The 17492-nt window shown below is 62.4% G+C and carries 19 protein-coding genes and 1 other RNA gene; 4 read left to right on the plus strand and 16 right to left on the minus strand.

Annotated elements, in window-relative coordinates:
* Positions 1–45 precede the first annotated feature (45 nt).
* Positions 46–804 (minus strand): dienelactone hydrolase family protein, encoded by a 759-nt coding sequence (locus ABAC460_RS25725; protein WP_023451426.1) that lies wholly within the window; start codon positions 802–804, stop codon positions 46–48.
* Between the two features lie 121 nt (positions 805–925).
* On the opposite strand from ABAC460_RS25725, the gene ABAC460_RS25730 reads away from it, so the two are divergent.
* Positions 926–1510, plus strand: a complete 585-nt coding sequence (locus tag ABAC460_RS25730) for a nitroreductase family protein (protein ID WP_023451427.1) — start codon at positions 926–928, stop codon at positions 1508–1510.
* Between the two features lie 7 nt (positions 1511–1517).
* On the opposite strand, the gene ABAC460_RS25735 is transcribed toward ABAC460_RS25730, so the two are convergent.
* The 9 genes from ABAC460_RS25735 to ABAC460_RS25775 all read right to left on the minus strand — a co-directional run bounded on the left by ABAC460_RS25735 (position 1518) and on the right by ABAC460_RS25775 (position 12096).
* A complete protein-coding gene (locus ABAC460_RS25735) occupies positions 1518–1970 on the minus strand; it encodes a hypothetical protein (RefSeq protein ID WP_023451428.1) in 453 nt (150 codons plus the stop codon).
* A complete protein-coding gene (locus ABAC460_RS25740; protein ID WP_023451429.1) occupies positions 1967–3430 on the minus strand; it encodes a UDP-N-acetylmuramoyl-L-alanyl-D-glutamate--2,6-diaminopimelate ligase in 1464 nt (487 codons plus the stop codon). The genes ABAC460_RS25735 and ABAC460_RS25740 overlap by 4 nt, the downstream gene beginning before the upstream one ends.
* Positions 3431–5185 (minus strand): peptidoglycan D,D-transpeptidase FtsI family protein, encoded by a 1755-nt coding sequence (locus ABAC460_RS25745; protein ID WP_023451430.1) that lies wholly within the window; start codon positions 5183–5185, stop codon positions 3431–3433.
* On the minus strand, positions 5185–5631 hold the full coding sequence (gene ftsL / locus ABAC460_RS25750; RefSeq protein WP_023451431.1) for a cell division protein FtsL: 447 nt from the start codon (positions 5629–5631) through the stop codon (positions 5185–5187). Before ftsL ends, ABAC460_RS25745 begins: the two co-directional genes overlap by 1 nt.
* Entirely contained in the window at positions 5628–6584 is a 957-nt protein-coding gene (gene rsmH, locus ABAC460_RS25755; protein WP_023451432.1) for a 16S rRNA (cytosine(1402)-N(4))-methyltransferase RsmH, read from the minus strand. Before rsmH ends, ftsL begins: the two co-directional genes overlap by 4 nt.
* Entirely contained in the window at positions 6581–7042 is a 462-nt protein-coding gene (locus ABAC460_RS25760) for a division/cell wall cluster transcriptional repressor MraZ (RefSeq protein WP_035425776.1), read from the minus strand. Before ABAC460_RS25760 ends, rsmH begins: the two co-directional genes overlap by 4 nt.
* Positions 7043–7535: 493 nt before the next feature.
* Positions 7536–9527, minus strand: a complete 1992-nt coding sequence (locus ABAC460_RS25765; protein WP_023451434.1) for an alpha/beta hydrolase domain-containing protein — start codon at positions 9525–9527, stop codon at positions 7536–7538.
* 194 nt (positions 9528–9721) lie between these two features.
* The gene (locus ABAC460_RS25770; protein WP_023451435.1) at positions 9722–10756 is read right to left on the minus strand and encodes an aromatic ring-hydroxylating oxygenase subunit alpha; all 1035 of its coding nucleotides are present in this window, start codon (positions 10754–10756) and stop codon (positions 9722–9724) included.
* Positions 10753–12096 (minus strand): APC family permease, encoded by a 1344-nt coding sequence (locus ABAC460_RS25775; RefSeq protein WP_023451436.1) that lies wholly within the window; start codon positions 12094–12096, stop codon positions 10753–10755. Before ABAC460_RS25775 ends, ABAC460_RS25770 begins: the two co-directional genes overlap by 4 nt.
* A 462-nt stretch (positions 12097–12558) precedes the next feature.
* Here ABAC460_RS25775 and ABAC460_RS25780 point away from each other — a divergent pair, with 462 nt between their 5' ends.
* Positions 12559–12900, plus strand: a complete 342-nt coding sequence (locus ABAC460_RS25780; protein ID WP_023451438.1) for a hypothetical protein — start codon at positions 12559–12561, stop codon at positions 12898–12900.
* Here the strand turns inward: ABAC460_RS25780 and ABAC460_RS25785 are convergent.
* The 6 genes from ABAC460_RS25785 to ABAC460_RS25805 form a co-directional block, all read right to left on the minus strand.
* Complete coding sequence (locus ABAC460_RS25785) at positions 12897–13367, minus strand: hypothetical protein (RefSeq protein WP_155914531.1); 471 nt, start codon at positions 13365–13367, stop codon at positions 12897–12899. The genes ABAC460_RS25780 and ABAC460_RS25785 overlap by 4 nt on opposite strands.
* Positions 13368–13466: 99 nt before the next feature.
* Positions 13467–13866: RNase P RNA component class A (rnpB, locus tag ABAC460_RS48025), an RNA gene on the minus strand.
* A 42-nt stretch (positions 13867–13908) separates the two neighbouring features.
* Positions 13909–14277, minus strand: a complete 369-nt coding sequence (locus ABAC460_RS25790) for a DUF423 domain-containing protein (protein ID WP_023451440.1) — start codon at positions 14275–14277, stop codon at positions 13909–13911.
* A 1-nt stretch (position 14278) separates the two neighbouring features.
* Entirely contained in the window at positions 14279–15034 is a 756-nt protein-coding gene (locus ABAC460_RS25795; RefSeq protein WP_023451441.1) for a peptidoglycan recognition protein family protein, read from the minus strand.
* A gap of 15 nt (positions 15035–15049) precedes the next feature.
* Positions 15050–15370, minus strand: a complete 321-nt coding sequence (locus tag ABAC460_RS25800; protein ID WP_023451442.1) for a hypothetical protein — start codon at positions 15368–15370, stop codon at positions 15050–15052.
* A 162-nt stretch (positions 15371–15532) separates the two neighbouring features.
* Positions 15533–16210 carry a TerB family tellurite resistance protein gene (locus ABAC460_RS25805; RefSeq protein WP_023451443.1) on the minus strand — a complete coding sequence of 226 codons (678 nt, stop codon included), beginning with the start codon at positions 16208–16210 and terminating at the stop codon, positions 15533–15535.
* A gap of 150 nt (positions 16211–16360) precedes the next feature.
* Between ABAC460_RS25805 and ABAC460_RS25810 the strand changes: the two genes are divergently transcribed.
* A complete protein-coding gene (locus ABAC460_RS25810) occupies positions 16361–17122 on the plus strand; it encodes a hypothetical protein (RefSeq protein WP_023451444.1) in 762 nt (253 codons plus the stop codon).
* Positions 17123–17220: 98 nt separating this feature from the next.
* Positions 17221–17475, plus strand: coding sequence for a hypothetical protein (locus ABAC460_RS25815; protein WP_023451445.1), 255 nt, complete (start codon positions 17221–17223; stop codon positions 17473–17475).
* Positions 17476–17492: the final 17 nt, after the last annotated feature.

Consider the following 17492-nt stretch of genomic DNA (forward strand, 5'->3'; position numbering starts at 1 on the left):
AAAAGTCCTTCATGATGAAAGGGCTTCGTCCACGTTCCCGCCCACCTATTTCAGCGTTTCCGCTAAGAACGCATCCAGCGCGGCCCCTGTCGCCTGATGCGAAGCGCGATCATAGGTCATAAACGGACCGAAATGAAGAGGGCTATCCTCATCGAAACAGTGGGTCGCATTCAGGGTCAGGATATCGACCGGCAGACCTTCCTCGGCCAGGTGACGGAAGACGGTTTCGGAATGGCTATGGGCGGTCAGGAAATCCTGCCGCGGCAGCACGACCTTGGTCTTCGGCGTATAATACCAGTGGTGGATGTTCGACCGCGCCGGGAAGTTGGCGTAGGGATAGACCAGGAACACACCCTTGACGCCGGCCAGGGGCGCCGGGTTCGGGTCCTGCAGGCGGGCTTCACCGTCGCGGGTCAGCTTCTGGGTCATCAGGTCCATGATCGCCCAGCCACCATGGCTCCAGCCGGCCAGGATGATCTGGTCCCCGTCAACATCGGCGCGCTGCTGGATACCCCAGACGGCGGCCAATACGTCGCCCGAGCGTTCATAGCCATGCAGGGCCAGACCAGAACAAACCAGGCTCATGGCTGCGGACTCGTCCCAGCCCCGCGGCGTAAAGGAATCGATGACGAAAGCGCGGTATCCGGCCGCCTCGGCCTGGCGGGCGTAGCCGTGAATGTGTTCGCGCACCCCGTTGCAGGCATGAAACAACAGCACCGCCGGAAGCTTTACATCCGTGTCGGGACCATAGGCGGTAATGTGAGGTTCCAGGCGCGCAAATCGACGTTCAACAGTATCCAGCACGCAAACACCTCTTGCAATCCGCCGGAACTGTCACAATAATGGTTACGATTGACATCCGGACATTCCGGGATCAATCAGAATTCGCCCCAAATAGCCAGCTTAAAACGTCGGAGCCCTCCCCATGGCCGATACCCAACCCGCTACGCGCCAAGCCAACCACGACATTCTGCCCATGTTTACGCAGCGCTGGTCGCCGCGCGCCTTCTCCGATGAGGCCGTGACGGAAGAACAGATCCTCACCCTTCTGGAGGCCGCACGCTGGGCGCCGTCGGCCTCCAACCTGCAGCCGTGGCGGTTTATTTACGGCATCAAGGGCGAACCGGAATTCGACACGCTCCTGAGCCTGCTGATCCCGTTCAACGAAGGCTGGGCCAAGCGGGCGGCGGCCCTGATCTTCGTCGTCTCGGTCAAGTCGTTCGACGGCGAACGACCGGTGGCCAGCCATAGCTTCGACGCCGGTTCGGCCTTTATGTCCCTCGCCTTGCAGGCCTACAGCATGGGCCTGGTGGCGCATGGCATGGGCGGGCTGGAGTTCGAGAAGGCGCCGCTGATCCTGGGCCTGAACGAGAACCTGAAGCTGGAGGCCGGTATCGCGATCGGTTACCAGGGCGATCCGGCGACCCTGTCGGAGTCGCTGCAGACGCGCGAGGCGCCATCGACCCGCCAGCCCCTGTCGGCCATGGCGTTCAAGGGGAAGCTGGGCTGACAAGCCCTTAACCCACCTGGCTCAGCCGTATCCCGAACGTATCCAGCGAATAGCTGCATTCGCCGTTGCCGTGGGTGAACGCCCCACTGATCGTCACCTGATCGCCGATCAGCAAGCGCTCCACGGCACCATGCAGCGGATTGTCGGCCTGAACCACCTGTTCGAGCTTCACACCGTCCCCGGCATTGAAGGTAATTCCGACAGAGCGGTTCAGGGTCGACACCTGAGATTCACGCACCGTCACGACCCAGCCTTCAAACCCGGCCATGCCGGCGAAATCACCGCAGAACTTGTCGATACCGGCCTGGTCGTCCGCGGCCTCGATCGCCGCGACAAAATCCGCCTGAGCCTGCGGCACCGCCGGCACTTCGACCTTGACGGCCGGAGCCGGCGCGGGTTCAGGCGCCTTTTCGCAAGCCACCAGGCAGGCTAGAACGCCCACGATAACCGCGATCCTCACGCCTTCAAAGCCTGCTGGACCACCGCGACGTCGTCGAACGGCAGCACCTTGTCGCCGACGATCTGGCCCTGCTCATGGCCCTTGCCGGCCACCACCAGGACATCGCCGGTCTTCAGGCCCGACACCGCCTCAAAAATGGCCTTCTTGCGGTCGCCGATCTCGACGGCCTCCGCCGTCATCCCGCCGAGCACTTCGGACCGGATCGTCGCAGCATCCTCGGTACGCGGATTGTCATCCGTCACAAAAGCCCGATCAGCCAGCCGTGAAGCAATGGCGCCCATCTGCGGGCGTTTGCCCTTGTCGCGGTCACCGCCGCAGCCGAACACCACGACCAGCTTGCCCTGGGTATGCGGCCGCAGCGCCTTCAGCACCGTCTCCAGGCCATCCGGGGTGTGGGCATAGTCGACATAGATCTCGGCGGCGTTACGCTTGGCGCCGACCCGTTCCAGCCGCCCACGCGCGCCCTTCAACTGCGACAGCGCATGAATGACCGCCCCGGCGTCCTCACCGGCAGCGATGCACAGACCGGCGGCGACCAGAGCGTTGGACGCCTGGAACAACCCGGCCAGCGGCAGCTTGGTCTCGTACTTCTTGCCCTGGTGCTCGATGAACAGGATCTGCCCATCCACGGTCAGATCGCGCCCGACCATGGCCAGGCCGCGCCCGCGCTCACCGACGCTCATTACGCTGGTCCCCGACAGCACGCACATGGCGGCAAAGCTGTTATAGGCATCGGAATCGGCATTCAGAACCGCCGTCCGGCCGCGCGGCAGCAGGCTTTCGAACAGCCGCATCTTGGCGGCCTTATAGGCCTCCATGGTGGCGTGATAGTCGAGATGGTCCTGGGTCAGGTTGGTGAACCCCGCCGCGGTCAGCGACACCCCGTCCAGACGGCGCTGGTCGATACCGTGCGACGACGCTTCCAAAGCCAGGTGCGTCACCCCATCGGCGGCCAGCTCGGCCAGGTGGCGCGCCATGTCGGCGGCATCCGGCGTGGTCAGGCCCGGGCCGGTGACGGCCGTCTCGGAACCGTCGATATCCGACTTGACGACGCCCAACGTCCCCATGCTGGCCGACTTCTTGCCCAGGGTGGCGAAGATCTGGCGGCAGAAGGTCGCGACGCTGGTCTTGCCATTGGTGCCGGTGACGGCGACGCAGGTCTTGGGCTGGGCACCATAAAATGCTTTGGCAGCCAGGGCATAGGCCCGGCGCACATCCGCCACCTTGACCAGCAGCGAGTCCGACGACTCCAGCGCGGCCGTATCGTCGGGCGCCAGCACCGCCGCAGCCCCCTTGGCCAGGGCCTGCGGGATAAAGTCCCGCCCGTCGATGGCCGTGCCCGGCAACGCACAAAACAGCGTCCCCTTGTCGACCTTTCGGCTATCCGCGGTCACCCCCGTGACCAGTGGATCGTGATCCAGGTCCCGACGCAGGATATCCGACAACCGTACTGCACTCATTTACTCGTCCCCTGTGGCATCTTCCGGCGCGACGGGAGCCTTGTCCCATTGCGCGGAGGTGAACTTGTCTTCTTTTCGTTGTACGCCGAGGAAGGGCGCAACCCGGTCAATCACGCGACCGGCGACCGGGGCGGCCACGAAGCCGCCGGTCCTCAATCCACTGCTCGACGGCCCACCTTGCGGCGAGTCGAAGATAACCAGAACCAGATAACGGTCGCCGTCCAGCGGTCCGTCCGTCGGGAACACCGCGGCGAACGACGAGATCCGGTTGCTGCCGTAGCGACCGTTTTCCGGCTTTTGCGCCGTGCCGGTCTTGCCGCCGACCCGCAGGCCCGGCGCGTTGGCGCGCGAACCCGTACCCTTGATGACATTCGACCGCATCAGGTCCAGCATGGTCCGCGAGGTCGCCGCCGAGAAGACACGCGTACCGGCGATCGGCGAGGTGCCGTCATACTTCTTGATCGTCAGCGGCCGGCGATAGCCGCCATTCAAAAGTCCGCCGATGGCTTCAGCGAAGCTCAGCGGCGTGATCGCCATACCTTGGCCGAAGGCGGTCTGGACCAGGGACAGGTCCGTCCACTTCTTGGGATACAATGGCGCGGCCGGTTCGGTCAGTTCGGTATCGGCCGAGCGGAACAGGCCCAGGGCTTCATAGTAGCGCGTAAAGTTGCCGGCGCCGGCGGTCAGGGCCAGTTGCCCCGTGCCAATATTCGACGACTTGATGAAGACGTCTTCCAGGCCGATCATGGCGTTGACGGCGTGGTCGTCGTGGATCTTGCGGCCGCTGATCACCAAGGGCTGACGGGCATCATAGACCGAGTTCATCGACGCCGTGCCGGTGTCCAGGCCGATCCCGACCGAGATCGCCTTGAAGATCGAGCCCAGTTCGTAGCGGTCGACGGCGGCGTGGTTGCGCTTGGCTTGCTCGCTGTAGGACCCCGGCTTATTCAGGTCGAATTCCGGCCATGACGCCATGGCCAGGATTTCGCCGGTGCGGACATTGGTGACGATGCCGATGGCATCTTCGGCGCGCTGATCCATGGCCACGGCGCGCAGTTCGTTCTCCAGCGCCCCCTGGACTCTCAGGTCCATGGCCAGGGCCACCGGCGCATTGTTCACAGAGGTCTTCTTGATGTCGTCCTGCAACGCCTTTTCGGCGCCGGACAGGCCGTCACCGCCGCGCTGGGTCATGCCGATATAGGCCGCGCCCGTCTCGCCCAACGGATAGTCGCGCACCAGCTGAGCTTCGAAGCTGATCCCCGGCAGGCCGTAGTTAAGGATGCGCTCGCGCTCGGCGGCCTTGAGATTATTGGTCAGCAGCATGCGCTTGCCGCCACCGAACACCTTGGCGATGTCCTCGCGCGGCAGGCTGGGGAAGATCTGCGTCAGCGCCTGGCGGACCATGCCGCGGTCTTCGGCGGTCATGTCGGTCGGGTCGACGAACAGGCTGTAATCGTTGACATCGGTCGCCAGAAGCTGGCCGTTGCGGTCGACCAGCTGCGCCCGGGCATTGGGTTCGCCGGTCAATGCGGCCATATTGCCGGGCGAACCCGATAGCGAAGCGCGCGCAGCGAACAGCATCAGGATGGCATAGGCAAAGCTCAGGCCGCACAGGACGGCGAAGATGCGCATCCGCGTCGAGGTCGCCTTCTTGTTGGCGGCATTGGCGCGCTCAAAAGCATGCTCGACCTTCCACACCCGGTCGGCCACCCATTGAAAGCCCGATTGTGTCGTTTCGAACAGCGAGACCCGCATCAATGGCCCCCTGCGGTTGGCTTGGCTGTCGTGATCAGCTCCGCCTCGGCGGGTGCGGCACCTGCCACAGGCGCGGCCGGCATGTCCGGCCCCACCGGAACCGGGCTGGTCACCGGACGCGAGGTGGCGCGCGAAATTTCGCCCAGCGAATCGATATCGGCCTCATGGGCGGCCGAAACCGGCTGCATCCCCAGATACTGCTTGGCCAAAGCCTCCAGGCGCGACGGCTTTTCCAGTTGCGCCACCTTGATCTTCAGCGTCTGGACGGCGCCCTCTTCGGTGGCAATCTGGGCATCCAGCTCGTTCATGCGGCGGATGTCCTCGCCCTCGCGCGCCTTCGACAGGCAGACCCAGAAGATCATGCCCAGCGCCAGCGCGACGCCGACCAGCTCGATCAGGCGGATGCCGCGGACGCGTTGTTCGAATAGACGAAGGACTGCGTTCATGACACAACTCCTGCAGGGGCCAGGGTCCTGCGCACCGCGCGCAGCTTGGCCGACCGCGAACGCGGATTGCCGGCGATCTCGGCTTCCGATGCCTGAACCGCCTTGGGGGTAATAAGGGTGTAAACAGGCTTGCGCGCATCCACTTTCTGGGGAGCGTAACGCGAACCACCCGCCACCTTACCCGAACGGTCGTTAAAGAAGTTCTTAACGATACGATCTTCAAGCGAGTGAAATGTAACCACGGCGAGCACGCCGTCGGGCTTGAGCAGGGTCTCGGCGACCTCGAGCGCACGCTCCAGTTCACCCAGTTCATCGTTCACGGCAATGCGCAGGCCCTGGAAGGTCCGCGTCGCCGGATGGACCGGCGCGCCGCGACGCCCCCCTAAGGCGCGTTCGACCACCTCGGCCAGATCCAGCGTACGCTCGAACGGCTGGGCTTCGCGGCGGCGGACGATGGCCGAAGCGATGGCCCGCGACTTGTGCTCCTCGCCATACAGCCAGATGACGTGGGCGATATCGTCCTTGTCGTCTTCGTTGACGATGTCGGCGGCGGAACGGCCGTCGACGCTCATCCGCATGTCCAAAGGCCCGTCGCGCATGAAGGAAAAGCCGCGATCGGCCTCATCCAATTGCATCGACGATACGCCGATATCCAGCACAATGGCGTCGCACGACGCGTGGCCCAGCTCGGCCAACCCCTCGGCCATCTCCGAAAAGCAACGGTTGACCCACTGAAAACGATCGGGGAATTCCAGGCTCAGGGCCTCGACGAACGGCCGCACCCGGGCATCGCGGTCGAAGGCCACCACGCGCGCCCCGCCCAGCAGGAAGGCGCGCGAATAACCGCCGGCGCCGAAGGTACCGTCGACGATCAGCTTGTCCTCAAGGTTACCAAGTACGGTTAATACCTCGGGCAACAGAACGGACAGGTGGGCGGGGGCGGCTTCGGTCATTGATACAGCGCCTCTCGCTTGGCGAAGGCGTCTTCGACCAGCTTGTCCTGCTCGGCGGCCCAGGCCTCATAGGCTTTTGGCTCCCAGATCTGGAAGGACTCACCCAACCCCGCCAGGACGACATCTCCCGACAGGTTGAACTGATCGCACAGCTTTTCGGGCAAGGTAATGCGGCCGGCGGTATCGAAGGCCAGGCGGTTCATCGAGGCATAAAAACGGCGTTGCAGGGCGGCACGGGTCGGCGACAGTTTGGGGTATTCATCGATGACATCGCGATAGGTGGCGAAGAAGGCAGCCCCTCCGCATTCGAGGCAGGACGCGTTGATGGCGGCGAAACAATAGACACCTTCGAAGGGCTCGACACCGTCGTGCGGCTGCAGCGCGGCGGCGCGGTAATCCGACGGCACCAATAGCCGACGTTTTCCATCCAATTGCTTCTCGTGACTCGAGAGAAACAAGCCCACGCCGGGCTTATCAGCCCGCTCCCTGAAAATATTTATAACCCCGTAAAGTCCCAGCCTGGACGGCTCCGAAGCGCCGCGCCACCCTTTAGAGTTAACATGGGATTAAATGGGACGCAATGACTCTGAACGACACTTAAACCGGATTCTGAAGTGAAAACGACAGCAATAACAGGAACATACATAGAACACATAGGCCAAAAGCCGCAGAACATTGCGGCAAAAGTCTGATTTATATAAAAGATTCGTAAAGTGTGGCGGTTCATCCCAATTTTCACCGCTGTGACTGGGGATGAAATGTCAGGCGTCATCAAATTTGGACGGGATGACGCTATCGCATATGGATTGTTCAAGCGCCCTCCTCCCCACTCGGTGGGGAGGGGAACCGCGAAGCGGTGGAGGGGTACAGGAAGACTTGATCGTCTACCCGCTTCGCCAAGCACAAAATGAAATGGTGAGAAGAAAGGACAACCACCTTTCCCCCGGCCCTCTACTGCGCCTTCTCCGGATAAATCGCCTCCCATACCCGGCCGAGATACTTCACCAGAATTTCGCGCTCCTGCGGCAGCATCATGCGCTCGGCGACGGCCTTGTCGGCCGCGACCTGCACGGCGGCCTCATAACCTGCCCGGTCGCCGTAGCGCTCTTCGACCGATAACCGCGGATCACCGGTGGCTTCACGTTCAGCCCTGGTCCGCGCAAACGGCAGGAACCCTCCGCTCAAACCCGACAGATAGCCCAGCCCCGCCACATCCGGTTCGGGCGGTGTCCACGCGGTGTAGGTCCCCAGCGGTACGGCAGTAACGACGCCGCGATACCCGCCCAGTTCGTTGCCGTCGGCATCGACCTGCGGCACCAGCAAGGGATAGCGTATCCCCACCTTCGGCGGTTCGTTCGCGATAATCCCTTTCGTCGCATAGTCCGGCCCGAAATCGATCTGCCACACCGGCGGCAGCGAAACCGGAAAATGCACGCCAGGCAGCTTCGGGAACCGCACCTGCTGCTGCGGCACCAAGGTGTCGCCCGGATGCGGATATAGCGACGGCGGCGGCTCGGTCCCGTCGCGCACCCAGGCCTGCAAATCGACCAAGAGGGCGTTCAGGCTGAAGAACATGTCGTCGTTATAGTTGCGGCGGAACGGCGCGATGCGATTGACCGCTTCCGGCTTACCGAAACCCGGCGAATGCGGCGTTCCGGCGAAATAGTAAAGCCGCGACTCCGTCGCCAAAGGCAACTCGGTTCGGCCATCCGGACTAACGGTCAGCAGCGAACCGATCCGCGCCCAGTATTCCGTCGAACTGAAGGTATGCATTACCTTGGGCATCACGCCCTGAGCGCGGCTGCGGTCGACCGCGCTGGCCATGCCGGACCCATCGATATCCGGCGCCGACGTTTCGGCAAACGGATACAGGTCGACGGCACGCAACACACTCAGGACCGAATTACCGGCTTCGCCCGGCATGGCGTAGCGGTGATTGAAACTGCCCCGCCCGGCCCCGGCGGCGGCAATGATCATGCCGTCATAGACCTTTTGCCCGCCGGCATCGGCATTAAAGCCGCGATAGAGATAGTCGCGCAGGAACCGCCCGCTCTGCGAATAGCCATAGGCCAGCAATTGCCGGGCATCGGCGCGTTGGTTCAGCACCGAAGCGGTGCCCCTGCCCTTCAGGTGCGCGCCGAAGTCGCGCACCGCCGCCTGGCCGACACCCATGACCCGAGCCGGTGCACCATCATAGATGATTTCATACATGTAGCGCGCGTCGAGCGGCTTCCTGACCTTCAGGGTGCAGCCATCGGCGCTGAAACTGAACCAACTGGGATCCAGCGGCTCGCCACGGTCCTTCAGAGTCAGCAACGGCCGGACCACCGCCCTGGCGTTCTCCCCTTTGGCGCAATAGTGGTCGGGATCGTTCAGGCTGATGCCGGCCTTCGCCTCCTTGCTGTCGAAGACCAGCCGCACCGGCCCCTCACCGGTGCCGGTCGGCACGCTGAGGCCGAACTGGTCGGGATTCAGGTCGCCCTGCCAGCCGACCCATGCGACCGTATAGCCCAGGTCGAAAATGGTGGTCTGGCGAAACTGCGGATCGCCGGGATCGGGCAGTTTGAAACTATCCGCGGTGAAGAAACCGTAGTTCATCTGGGTGCCGCCGCGATTGGCGATCTCCACCACGGTTGCGCCATTGGCCTTGGCCGGATCGGCCGGACGCAGCATCAGGAAGGGTCCGGAAAACTCGACCAGTCCTTGCGCATTGCGCGGCGCCAGTTCGATATCGGCAATCCCCTGACCGGACGGGCCATTCGGATCAACTTCGTAGTGGGCGGTACCGCGGATCAGCTCATAGGCCCCGACCTCACCAAACGCCTTGCCGCCCACCCAGGTGCGCTGCTCGGCAACGTCGATGCGCGTCACCTCGCTCGATGCTACGGAACTCAGGGCAAGGCCTGAGAGCACAGCCATAAACGCAAAATGCCGGTAAGCCATGACCTGTTCTCCTTTCGAAGGAACAGGCCACGACCACCGGCATTGAGCAAGTCAAAAAACACCAGGTCGTATTTCTACTTCCTTCTCCCCCCATCCCTTCGATGGGGAGGTGGCGAGCAAGCAAGGCCCACTATGGGCCGCAGTGCGTCGAGACGGAGGGGTCCTCTTAGAGGCCAATCACCATGCGTTCTGTATTAAATCTCCAACGCATCCCTGACCCAGGTCTGAAACGCTGCCACAGCGATCTCGTGCTTGGGCGACAAACGCCCCGTCCGATAAACCCCGGCATTGAGATTCTCCTGAACCTTCTCGGCGATCCACTTGTCCTCGGCCGTCACCTGATCGGACATGGCGAGCGTCTCAGCCGCCACGGTTTCCCCGCCCGGCGTCAGATAGGTATAGTCCAGCCGCGTCTTGTCGTGACCGATCGGCGACATGCGCTCGATCATCAGCCCGCGCTGATAGACATTGATCGCCACATTGGGCCACAGCCACGCCCAAACCCCGTCATAGACGGCGTCCTGCGACAGCGGCGGCACCTCATGCAACGCCACCTTGCCGTCGACCGTGACCTTGTACTGGTCCGACAGGATCTCCGCATCCAGGCCTGGATGGACATTGGGGACATGATAGCCCTCGAGATAGTTCTCGACATAGGTCTTCCAGTTACAGTCCAGCAGGTGCGACCGGCGCAACCCCACCCGAAAGCCCGACCAGTCCAGCACACCCAACCGTGCATCCAGCGGCTTCAGTTCTTCGTCCAGGTCGGGCAGGACCTCGTTCAGCCCGGCAAAGACCAGGCCGCGCCACACCGCCAGCCGGATCGGAAACAAACCGTACTCGCGCGGATCGAAATCAGACGCGGCGCCGAAGTCGCGCGCCATGCGCAGTCGGCCGTCCAGCATGTATTTCCAGCCATGATACTCGCAGGTCAGATAACCGTCGCAAACACCAGCCTCGTCCTTGACCAGCGGCCCGGCGCGGTGGCGGCAGACATTGTGGAAGCCGCGCAATTCGCCATCATCGCCGCGGACCACCACCACCGGAAACCCGGCCAGCACATCGGCGCGCCATTGCCGCGGCGCCTCGACATCGCTCTCGTGGCACAGGAACTGCCAGTTGCCGGCGAAGACCTTGCGCCGTTCGGCCTGCCATTGGGCGGGATCAACGTACCAATCGGCCGGTGCGGTGACGATAGCACTGACCTTGGGGGCGGTGTCGTGGCTCATGACGCCTTCCTTCGCAGGACATAAACGAGATAGAGGATGCAGCCCGACACCACCAGGATGGCGCCCGACCCGGCCAGCTTCAGGACGTCGGCCACAGTCGTCCCCGCCCCCGGCACCAGGCTGCAGAGGACACCGCTCAGCGCCACCAGGAAGCCGAAGACCGCGGTCCACCGCGCCCACGGCCGCGGGTCAGCCTTCCACCAGGCCGCGAACAGAAACAGGAACGGCAAGGTATAGGTCAGGGTGGACATGGCCTGGATCAGGCCATAGAGCTTGTTCAGCGAATCGACACCCACCTGCGTCAGGGCGGTGATGATGATGACCAGGACGGCCTGCAGCCAGATGGCGACATAGGGTGCGCCGGTCTTGGGGTCCCGCTTGCCCATCACGGCCGGCAGCATATTGTCGATACCGACGGCGAAGGGCAGCCGCGCCGCCACGCCGAACCAGGCGTTCAGACCGCCCAGGATGACGATCGCCAGCCCGCCGACCAGCCACGGCGACAGATGGGCCACGCCCAGCTTCTGCGCCGCCACGCCCAGGGCGTCGGGCAACCCACCCAGCGCCGAGGCTTCGGCCTGCGGCAGGATCATCAGCATGCCGGTCGTCCCCAGGACATAGGCGACGGTCAATCCGACCCCGACCATGATCAGGGCGGTGACGATCGTCCGCGCCCCGCCCTTGGCCTCATTGCGCAACAGGGCGACGCCTTCCGCCCCGCCATAGGCGAAGACCATGGTCGCCCACAGTACGGCGGCATTGGCGTCCAGCTTCGGCAGGTAGTCGGCGGTGGCGAAATCGGTGGCCGAACCCTGAACGCCTGCCAGGCGGAATCCGGCGCCGATAATAAACAGGGCCAGGACGATCGACACCACGGCGCCGACGCTGGAAATCCACTTGCCGGTGCCGATGCCGCGCGCATGAGTCCAGGCGATAATGAGGACGATCGCCGCCGTTGCCGCCAGGGCACCGAACGGATGGCGCAAGGCCGCCGCGACATCGCCGCCAATGACACCGGCAGCCAGGTTGATGGTAAAGACGATCAGCGAAGCGAAGAACGGCAGGTTGCAGGCCCAGTAGATCCAGCCACACAGGAATCCGGCAAACGGTCCCATGGTCTCGCGCGTCCAGGCATAGATGGCGCCTTCACCGGGATATTTTTCCGACAGCGCCATGGTCGCCAGAGACAGCGGCACGAGAAAGAAAACGGCGGCAACGATCCAGATGGGAATGGCGACCGGTCCCGTGGCGGCGCCCGTGGCCAGCCAGCGGATGCCGAAATTCATCGCGACAGCATAGAGGACGATGTCCCAGAGCCCGACCTTTTTTACTGCATCCATACGCGCCTCCCGAGCCGGGGAGACTGCGCCGCGCTTACGGCCCCGTCAAGACCGGTCGTTGCGGCGGTAACATCAGCCGGCGCAGGGTCGCGGTGTAGGTCTGAAAAGCGAATACAATCGGCAAGTTACGGCAGCGAGCAGCGGATTTCGTCGATTTCGGAATTGGGATTTTCACTCGACTCGTCGCTCCGGCCGCGCAAGACAGCCCGGTCGACAAAGGCGCGCAACGCCACATCCAGCGGCCCGGGGGTTTTCGATTTCAGGCCTTACTCGGATATGCCGCTTCTCCTCGCTTGCCAGCGACCCTAGACCTGAAAGCATAAGTCTTCGGCAGACTCCGACAGTCGTGGGATAGGATTCTACTGAGTTAGAATCACTGAGGAACCTCCCCTTGCGCCGGTGCCTTGCGGCTAAGCGCGTTTCATGTTCTAACTACGCCCCTTAACCATAAGGGGGTTATCTATGAAGATCAGAAAGTTGTATGCAATCACTGCCGTTGCTTTGATTGCTGCTGTTAGCGTTTCAGGCTGTGCAACGAAGAGATACGGTCGCATGCAGAGCCTTGTTCCGGCGGAAGCAGAAGCTCTGGACTGCAAGCAGATTGGCATTGAAATTGCGAAGGTTGAAGGTTTCGAACTTCAGGTCGCACAAGGCTCAGAGATTGACTGGAAGTCCGTCGCAGGATTTTTGGGTGACTATGGTATCGGCAACACCATTGAAAAGAATTCCGCGCTCAAGAGTGCTGCAGAACGCAAAGCGCAACTGCGCGACCTTCAAACCAAGAAGAACTGCCCGGTCACCTAATTTATCAAGCTAGTTTCCGGTCGTTTGAAATTAGCCTGCTTCATGGCGGCAATCATGGTTTTGGTGCAAAATTCTGTTGCGACCTCAGCATGATTGCCGTCTTCCAAGAAGCAGTAGTCGTAGAACGGTTTCATCCCATTGGCGCTCAAGAACTGAATATTCGCCCTGTCCAACAAAACGTCGGAACTCATCCTGTCCCAATCGACTCCGGCGAGCGTGCTATTATCCCACGACAAGATCAACAAGGGCTCTTCAACCTGCCCGGCACTGCTGTCTTTAATGACGCGAATGGGTTGACTCAGGCGGCCTCGTTTACCCCGATCCAGAGCTTCTGTTAGAACGACGTTGGCAATTTTGTCCTTGGCCGACACAGACATAGGATCGCCATCTTTTCCAACTTTTCCGCAACCGCTCGCAGCTAACACCAGCGGCAAAATTGCGAGCTTAAATAACCAATTGAATTTCACTTACGCCCCCAAAAGATAAGACAGGCATCTTAATTGGAGCAGCCCCGGTTGTACAGCCGTTGGCGCTCAGGACGTCGCGGAGGATGCGTGCCTAAAAAATGGGCCAGATGACCTGTAAGCCGGGTTCTGTACAACGTTGCCGTTGTGGCGATCATTCCTCTTGGCCGTCCGTTGCCGGACGGCTCGCGCAACCTACCCGAACGGTCCGGGGCGGTAATGCCCTGCTGCCGTTGCCGACAGCGCGCCGTTCCTATTTGGTCTTGCTCCTGACGGGGCTTGCCATGCCGCTTCCGTTACCGGCCGCGCGGTGCGCTCTTACCGCACCCTTTCACCCTTGCCCCACTTCGCCCTTACGGGCTTCGAGGGGCGGTTTGCTTTCTGTGGCGCTATCCCTAAGGTCACCCTTGGCGGGCGTTACCCGCCGTCATATTACCGTGGAGCCCGGACTTTCCTCGGAACACCCTTTGTAGGGAAATTCCGCGACCGCCCGGTCATCTGGCCCGGCGCCTGTGTGCGCCAGAACGGCCGGGAAATCAACACCCTACTTCACAGCCCGGATGGCGCCGATGGCCACGCATAGCCAGCCCAGGATCGTCGCGCCACCGCCCAGCGGCGCCATCAGCGGCACCTGCATGCCCAGGGCGGAGTGGACGGCAATCTCGGCGGCGAACACCACAGGCCCGATCAGCAGCAAAGCCAGGGCAGCGCGTTTATAGATCCCGCTGAATGCACGCTGGTTGGCCACCGCCATGACCGCTGCGGCATGGAACAGCAGGAACTGCCCGCCGATCGCCAGGTTGCCCTGGGCCGGCGGATGCGACCCCAGGGCCAGCATGATCGTGCCGGCGAACCCCATGAAGCCGGCAAAGAAATAGGGCAGCTTGGTTTCCGTTTCCGGGGTGTCCGACATCTCAGGCCTCCATCAGGGTTATGTGCCGCAGCAGGGCCATCAGCCGCACCCGGGTGAGCGCATCCGCCTTGCCTTCCGTCGCGCTGCCGATGCGGTCCGGCGCCCAGTGACGCTGGAAGGCGCTCACGATCGTCGCGGTTTCGTCGTCATAGGGGCCACCGGGCAGGATGTTGTAGCCCAGTTTGCTGAGCGCCCCCTGCAGGGCGAACACGCCCGGTCCGGTATCGCCCACGGTCAAGGGCGGTCCCATCACGCCTTCGGGCGGAAGCGCCGGCTCAACCCAGAGGCCGTGGCCATGGTCGGCCAGGGTCTGCCATGGGAAGCGTTCGCCCGGATCTTCCTTGCGCGACGGCGCGACATCGGAATGCCCCAGAATGCGCGAATCCGGGATGTCCCAACGGGTACGGATATTGTCGAGCAGCCCGATGACCGCATCGACCTGGGCGGCGGGAAAGTCGCGATAGCCGAACTCATGACCGGGATTGACGATCTCGATACCGATCGACACGCCGTTGATGTCGGTGGCGCCTTTCCAGAACGACACCCCGGCATGCCACGCCCGGCGCTCCTCGGCGACCAGCCGGTAGACGCTGCCGTCTTCATCGACAACGTAATGCGCGGACACCTGAGCCAACGGATCGCACAGCCGGTCCAGCGCCTCGTGCGCCGTGCGCATGCCGGTATAGTGCAGCACCACCATGTCGGGCGGCGTCTTGCGTTCATTGAAATTGGGAGAAGGCAGTTCGATCAGGGCCATAAACCCTGCATAGACTTAGTAAACCGTCCAGGTCGAGCCTTTTTTGCGCGCTTCCATGACGCCATCGGCGCGCGGTTGCTCAGCGCGGACGAACACCTTGGAGGGCTTGCGCGTGAACACGGCGGCAACCGCCATCAGGGCAAAGGCCACGACACCGGCGACCACGACCATGCCGGCAAACACCACCAGAACCGCCAGCCCGGCCAGGACGGCGAGACCGACCAGGGTCATCACCATGCCGTACAGGATGCGCGAGATAAGGTTCTTGCGACGCATCTGACCCCAGGGCCGATAGGTCCGCGAGAAAGCCGCAAAGTTTGTGTCTTGGTCGGACATGGAAACTAACACCTCACACGCAGGGACACATCGCGTCCCGCATTGTACAGATTGGCACGAAATTGCCCGCCGTCAACCTCTGGCAAGTCTGCCACACCAGTTTTTAAGATTTTTTTAAGCATGGCTGACAATTTGCCAACATTCACGATCTCGTTACAGCAGTTACATGAGCGCCCGTTCACGGCTGATCTGGTCATAAGCGTGGTTAATGAGGGCCGCCTTGCGCGTATACAGCGGCTCGAAATCGGCCGGCAGACCACGGGCGCGCAGGGTATCCGGATGATATTCGGTCAACTGGCGGCGGCGCGCCACACGAATCTCGTCGTCTGTCGCCTGCGGCGTCAGCCCCAGAATATAGTAGGGATCATGCTCGTCCGGCTCAACATAGCCGGCGCGGACCTTGCGGTAGGTCGTCCGCGACAGGCCGAACAGGTCGGCGACGGTTTCGAGATAGGTCTCTTCCGGATGGCTCAGATGGCCGTCGGCCACGGCGATATGGAACAGGCCTTCCAGCACATCCTCCAGGATCTGCGGGCAGTTGTGATAACGCTTGGCCAGTCGGCGGGCGTAGGATTCAAAACCCAGGCTGGTCTGGCGCGCCAGGTCATACAGGCGCAGCACATCGCGGCGCGCACCGGCATCGGGCTGAAAGACGTTAAGAAAGGCGGCCTGCTCGACATCCTGGGCCAGTCCGTCGGCCATGGCCAGCTTGGCGCCCAGCGCCGTGACCGCCGTGGCGAAGGCCGGGTCGGCGCCAGGCGCCCCCTTGGGACATTCCGTACACTCGGCGGCATCGAAGTGGCGGATCGCCTTCTGCGCCAAACTTTTCCAAAACGACATAACCGCTCCCTTAAGGGGTGAGTATAGCCGAATTTAGGCAAAGGATGTCCTAAAGTTTTTGTAACACAGCATCCTCGCAAAAAATGACGCCGATTTTTTGCCTTGGTTGCTGTATAGAGATTTTTACGACCGTAACCGGAGTTTTCGTCCTTGCGCCTTTTGACCGCGACCATCCTCAGCCTGACCGCCAGCCTGTTCGCCCTCAGCGCCGCCGTGGCGCCCGCCGACGCCAAGCCCAAGCGCAAGAGAACCGTCGCGGCTAAGGTGGTCAAAACCGCTCCGGTGAATACCGTCATCGAAACCGGCTTCAACGCCGACGGCTCGATCCATTCGCCGGTCATCGAGGATGCCCCCACGGACGACTATCAGCGGGTCGCCTGGTGTCATGGCATACTTTCCGGAAATATGGATTTGGCGAAACAGGTCGATCCGATCCTGCCGGTCGACGAAACCCTTCAGACCATCGGCCGGTCCTATCTCCGCGCCTATGAGGCGGCCCTGACCCTCTCCGGCAAGGGCGAGACTCCCGCCGGCCACGCCCAGGCGGAAAAGGCCCGCCTGCTCGGTTACGACGGCTGGAAGGGCGCGCGCGCCTCGGACCTTCAAAAGGCTGCCGGCGCCCATGCGACCTGGCAGTTGCCGGGCGACTGCGAACACGCCGCCGTGCGCCTGTCGGGCCATCCCAACCTGTTCGCCGAAATGGCCACGGACTCCGAACTAGACGCCATCGAACTGGTCATGACTTCGGGCGGACCGCACGACTATGACGAGCTGCCCAAGCCGGTTCTGACCGCAGAAACGGTGAACCATGACGATCCGGACGCGCCGATCGCCACCAACACCCTGGCCCGCCGCGCCAGCCAGTCCCAGGCGCTGCCGAAGGTTTCCGAGACCAAACCCGAAAGCCGGTAACCCAGCGTTAAGCTTACTTAACAACCTCTTGTTCAGCCGCACGCGGTACTCTTAACTTCTGTTTACACCAGGAGAGAGTTCAACCACGAGCGGCCACCATGAGCGGACCTGTCTTTACCCACGGCGCGGCGATTCATCGCCCACAACTGCAGGACTACATCGGCAAGTACCAGCCGAAGGAACCGGACTATGTCGGCAAGTATGCCAGTCCGATGCCGAAAGTGCTGCCGGTCGTACAGGACGCGCTCAACCGCAAGTGGGACGTCATCTCCCTATCGGGCGAGGCCCAGGCCCTTTTGCAGGGCAAGGCTGGATTGCAAAGGATTTCCAGAGGTTATGCCCAGGGAAGTTAACGGGATTGTATGAGTTT

The sequence above is a fragment of the Asticcacaulis sp. AC460 genome, from assembly GCF_000495795.1.
Taxonomy (GTDB): Bacteria; Pseudomonadota; Alphaproteobacteria; order Caulobacterales; family Caulobacteraceae; genus Asticcacaulis.

What these genes read in the sequence shown, in the direction of transcription:
- ABAC460_RS25745 (WP_023451430.1), bottom strand. Translation starts at nt 5,185, where the DNA reads ATGCGGGTCTCGCTGTTCGAAACGACACAATCGGGCTTTCAATGGGTG.
- ABAC460_RS25790 (WP_023451440.1), bottom strand. Translation starts at nt 14,277, where the DNA reads ATGTCGGACACCCCGGAAACGGAAACCAAGCTGCCCTATTTCTTTGCC.
- ABAC460_RS25770 (WP_023451435.1), bottom strand. Translation starts at nt 10,756, where the DNA reads ATGAGCCACGACACCGCCCCCAAGGTCAGTGCTATCGTCACCGCACCG.
- rsmH (WP_023451432.1), bottom strand. Translation starts at nt 6,584, where the DNA reads ATGACCGAAGCCGCCCCCGCCCACCTGTCCGTTCTGTTGCCCGAGGTA.
- ABAC460_RS25800 (WP_023451442.1), bottom strand. Translation starts at nt 15,370, where the DNA reads ATGTCCGACCAAGACACAAACTTTGCGGCTTTCTCGCGGACCTATCGG.
- ABAC460_RS25805 (WP_023451443.1), bottom strand. Translation starts at nt 16,210, where the DNA reads ATGTCGTTTTGGAAAAGTTTGGCGCAGAAGGCGATCCGCCACTTCGAT.
- ABAC460_RS25775 (WP_023451436.1), bottom strand. Translation starts at nt 12,096, where the DNA reads ATGGATGCAGTAAAAAAGGTCGGGCTCTGGGACATCGTCCTCTATGCT.
- ftsL (WP_023451431.1), bottom strand. Translation starts at nt 5,631, where the DNA reads ATGAACGCAGTCCTTCGTCTATTCGAACAACGCGTCCGCGGCATCCGC.
- ABAC460_RS25780 (WP_023451438.1), top strand. Translation starts at nt 12,559, where the DNA reads ATGAAGATCAGAAAGTTGTATGCAATCACTGCCGTTGCTTTGATTGCT.
- ABAC460_RS25740 (WP_023451429.1), bottom strand. Translation starts at nt 3,430, where the DNA reads ATGAGTGCAGTACGGTTGTCGGATATCCTGCGTCGGGACCTGGATCAC.
- ABAC460_RS25815 (WP_023451445.1), top strand. Translation starts at nt 17,221, where the DNA reads ATGAGCGGACCTGTCTTTACCCACGGCGCGGCGATTCATCGCCCACAA.
- ABAC460_RS25765 (WP_023451434.1), bottom strand. Translation starts at nt 9,527, where the DNA reads ATGGCTTACCGGCATTTTGCGTTTATGGCTGTGCTCTCAGGCCTTGCC.
- ABAC460_RS25795 (WP_023451441.1), bottom strand. Translation starts at nt 15,034, where the DNA reads ATGGCCCTGATCGAACTGCCTTCTCCCAATTTCAATGAACGCAAGACG.
- ABAC460_RS25730 (WP_023451427.1), top strand. Translation starts at nt 926, where the DNA reads ATGGCCGATACCCAACCCGCTACGCGCCAAGCCAACCACGACATTCTG.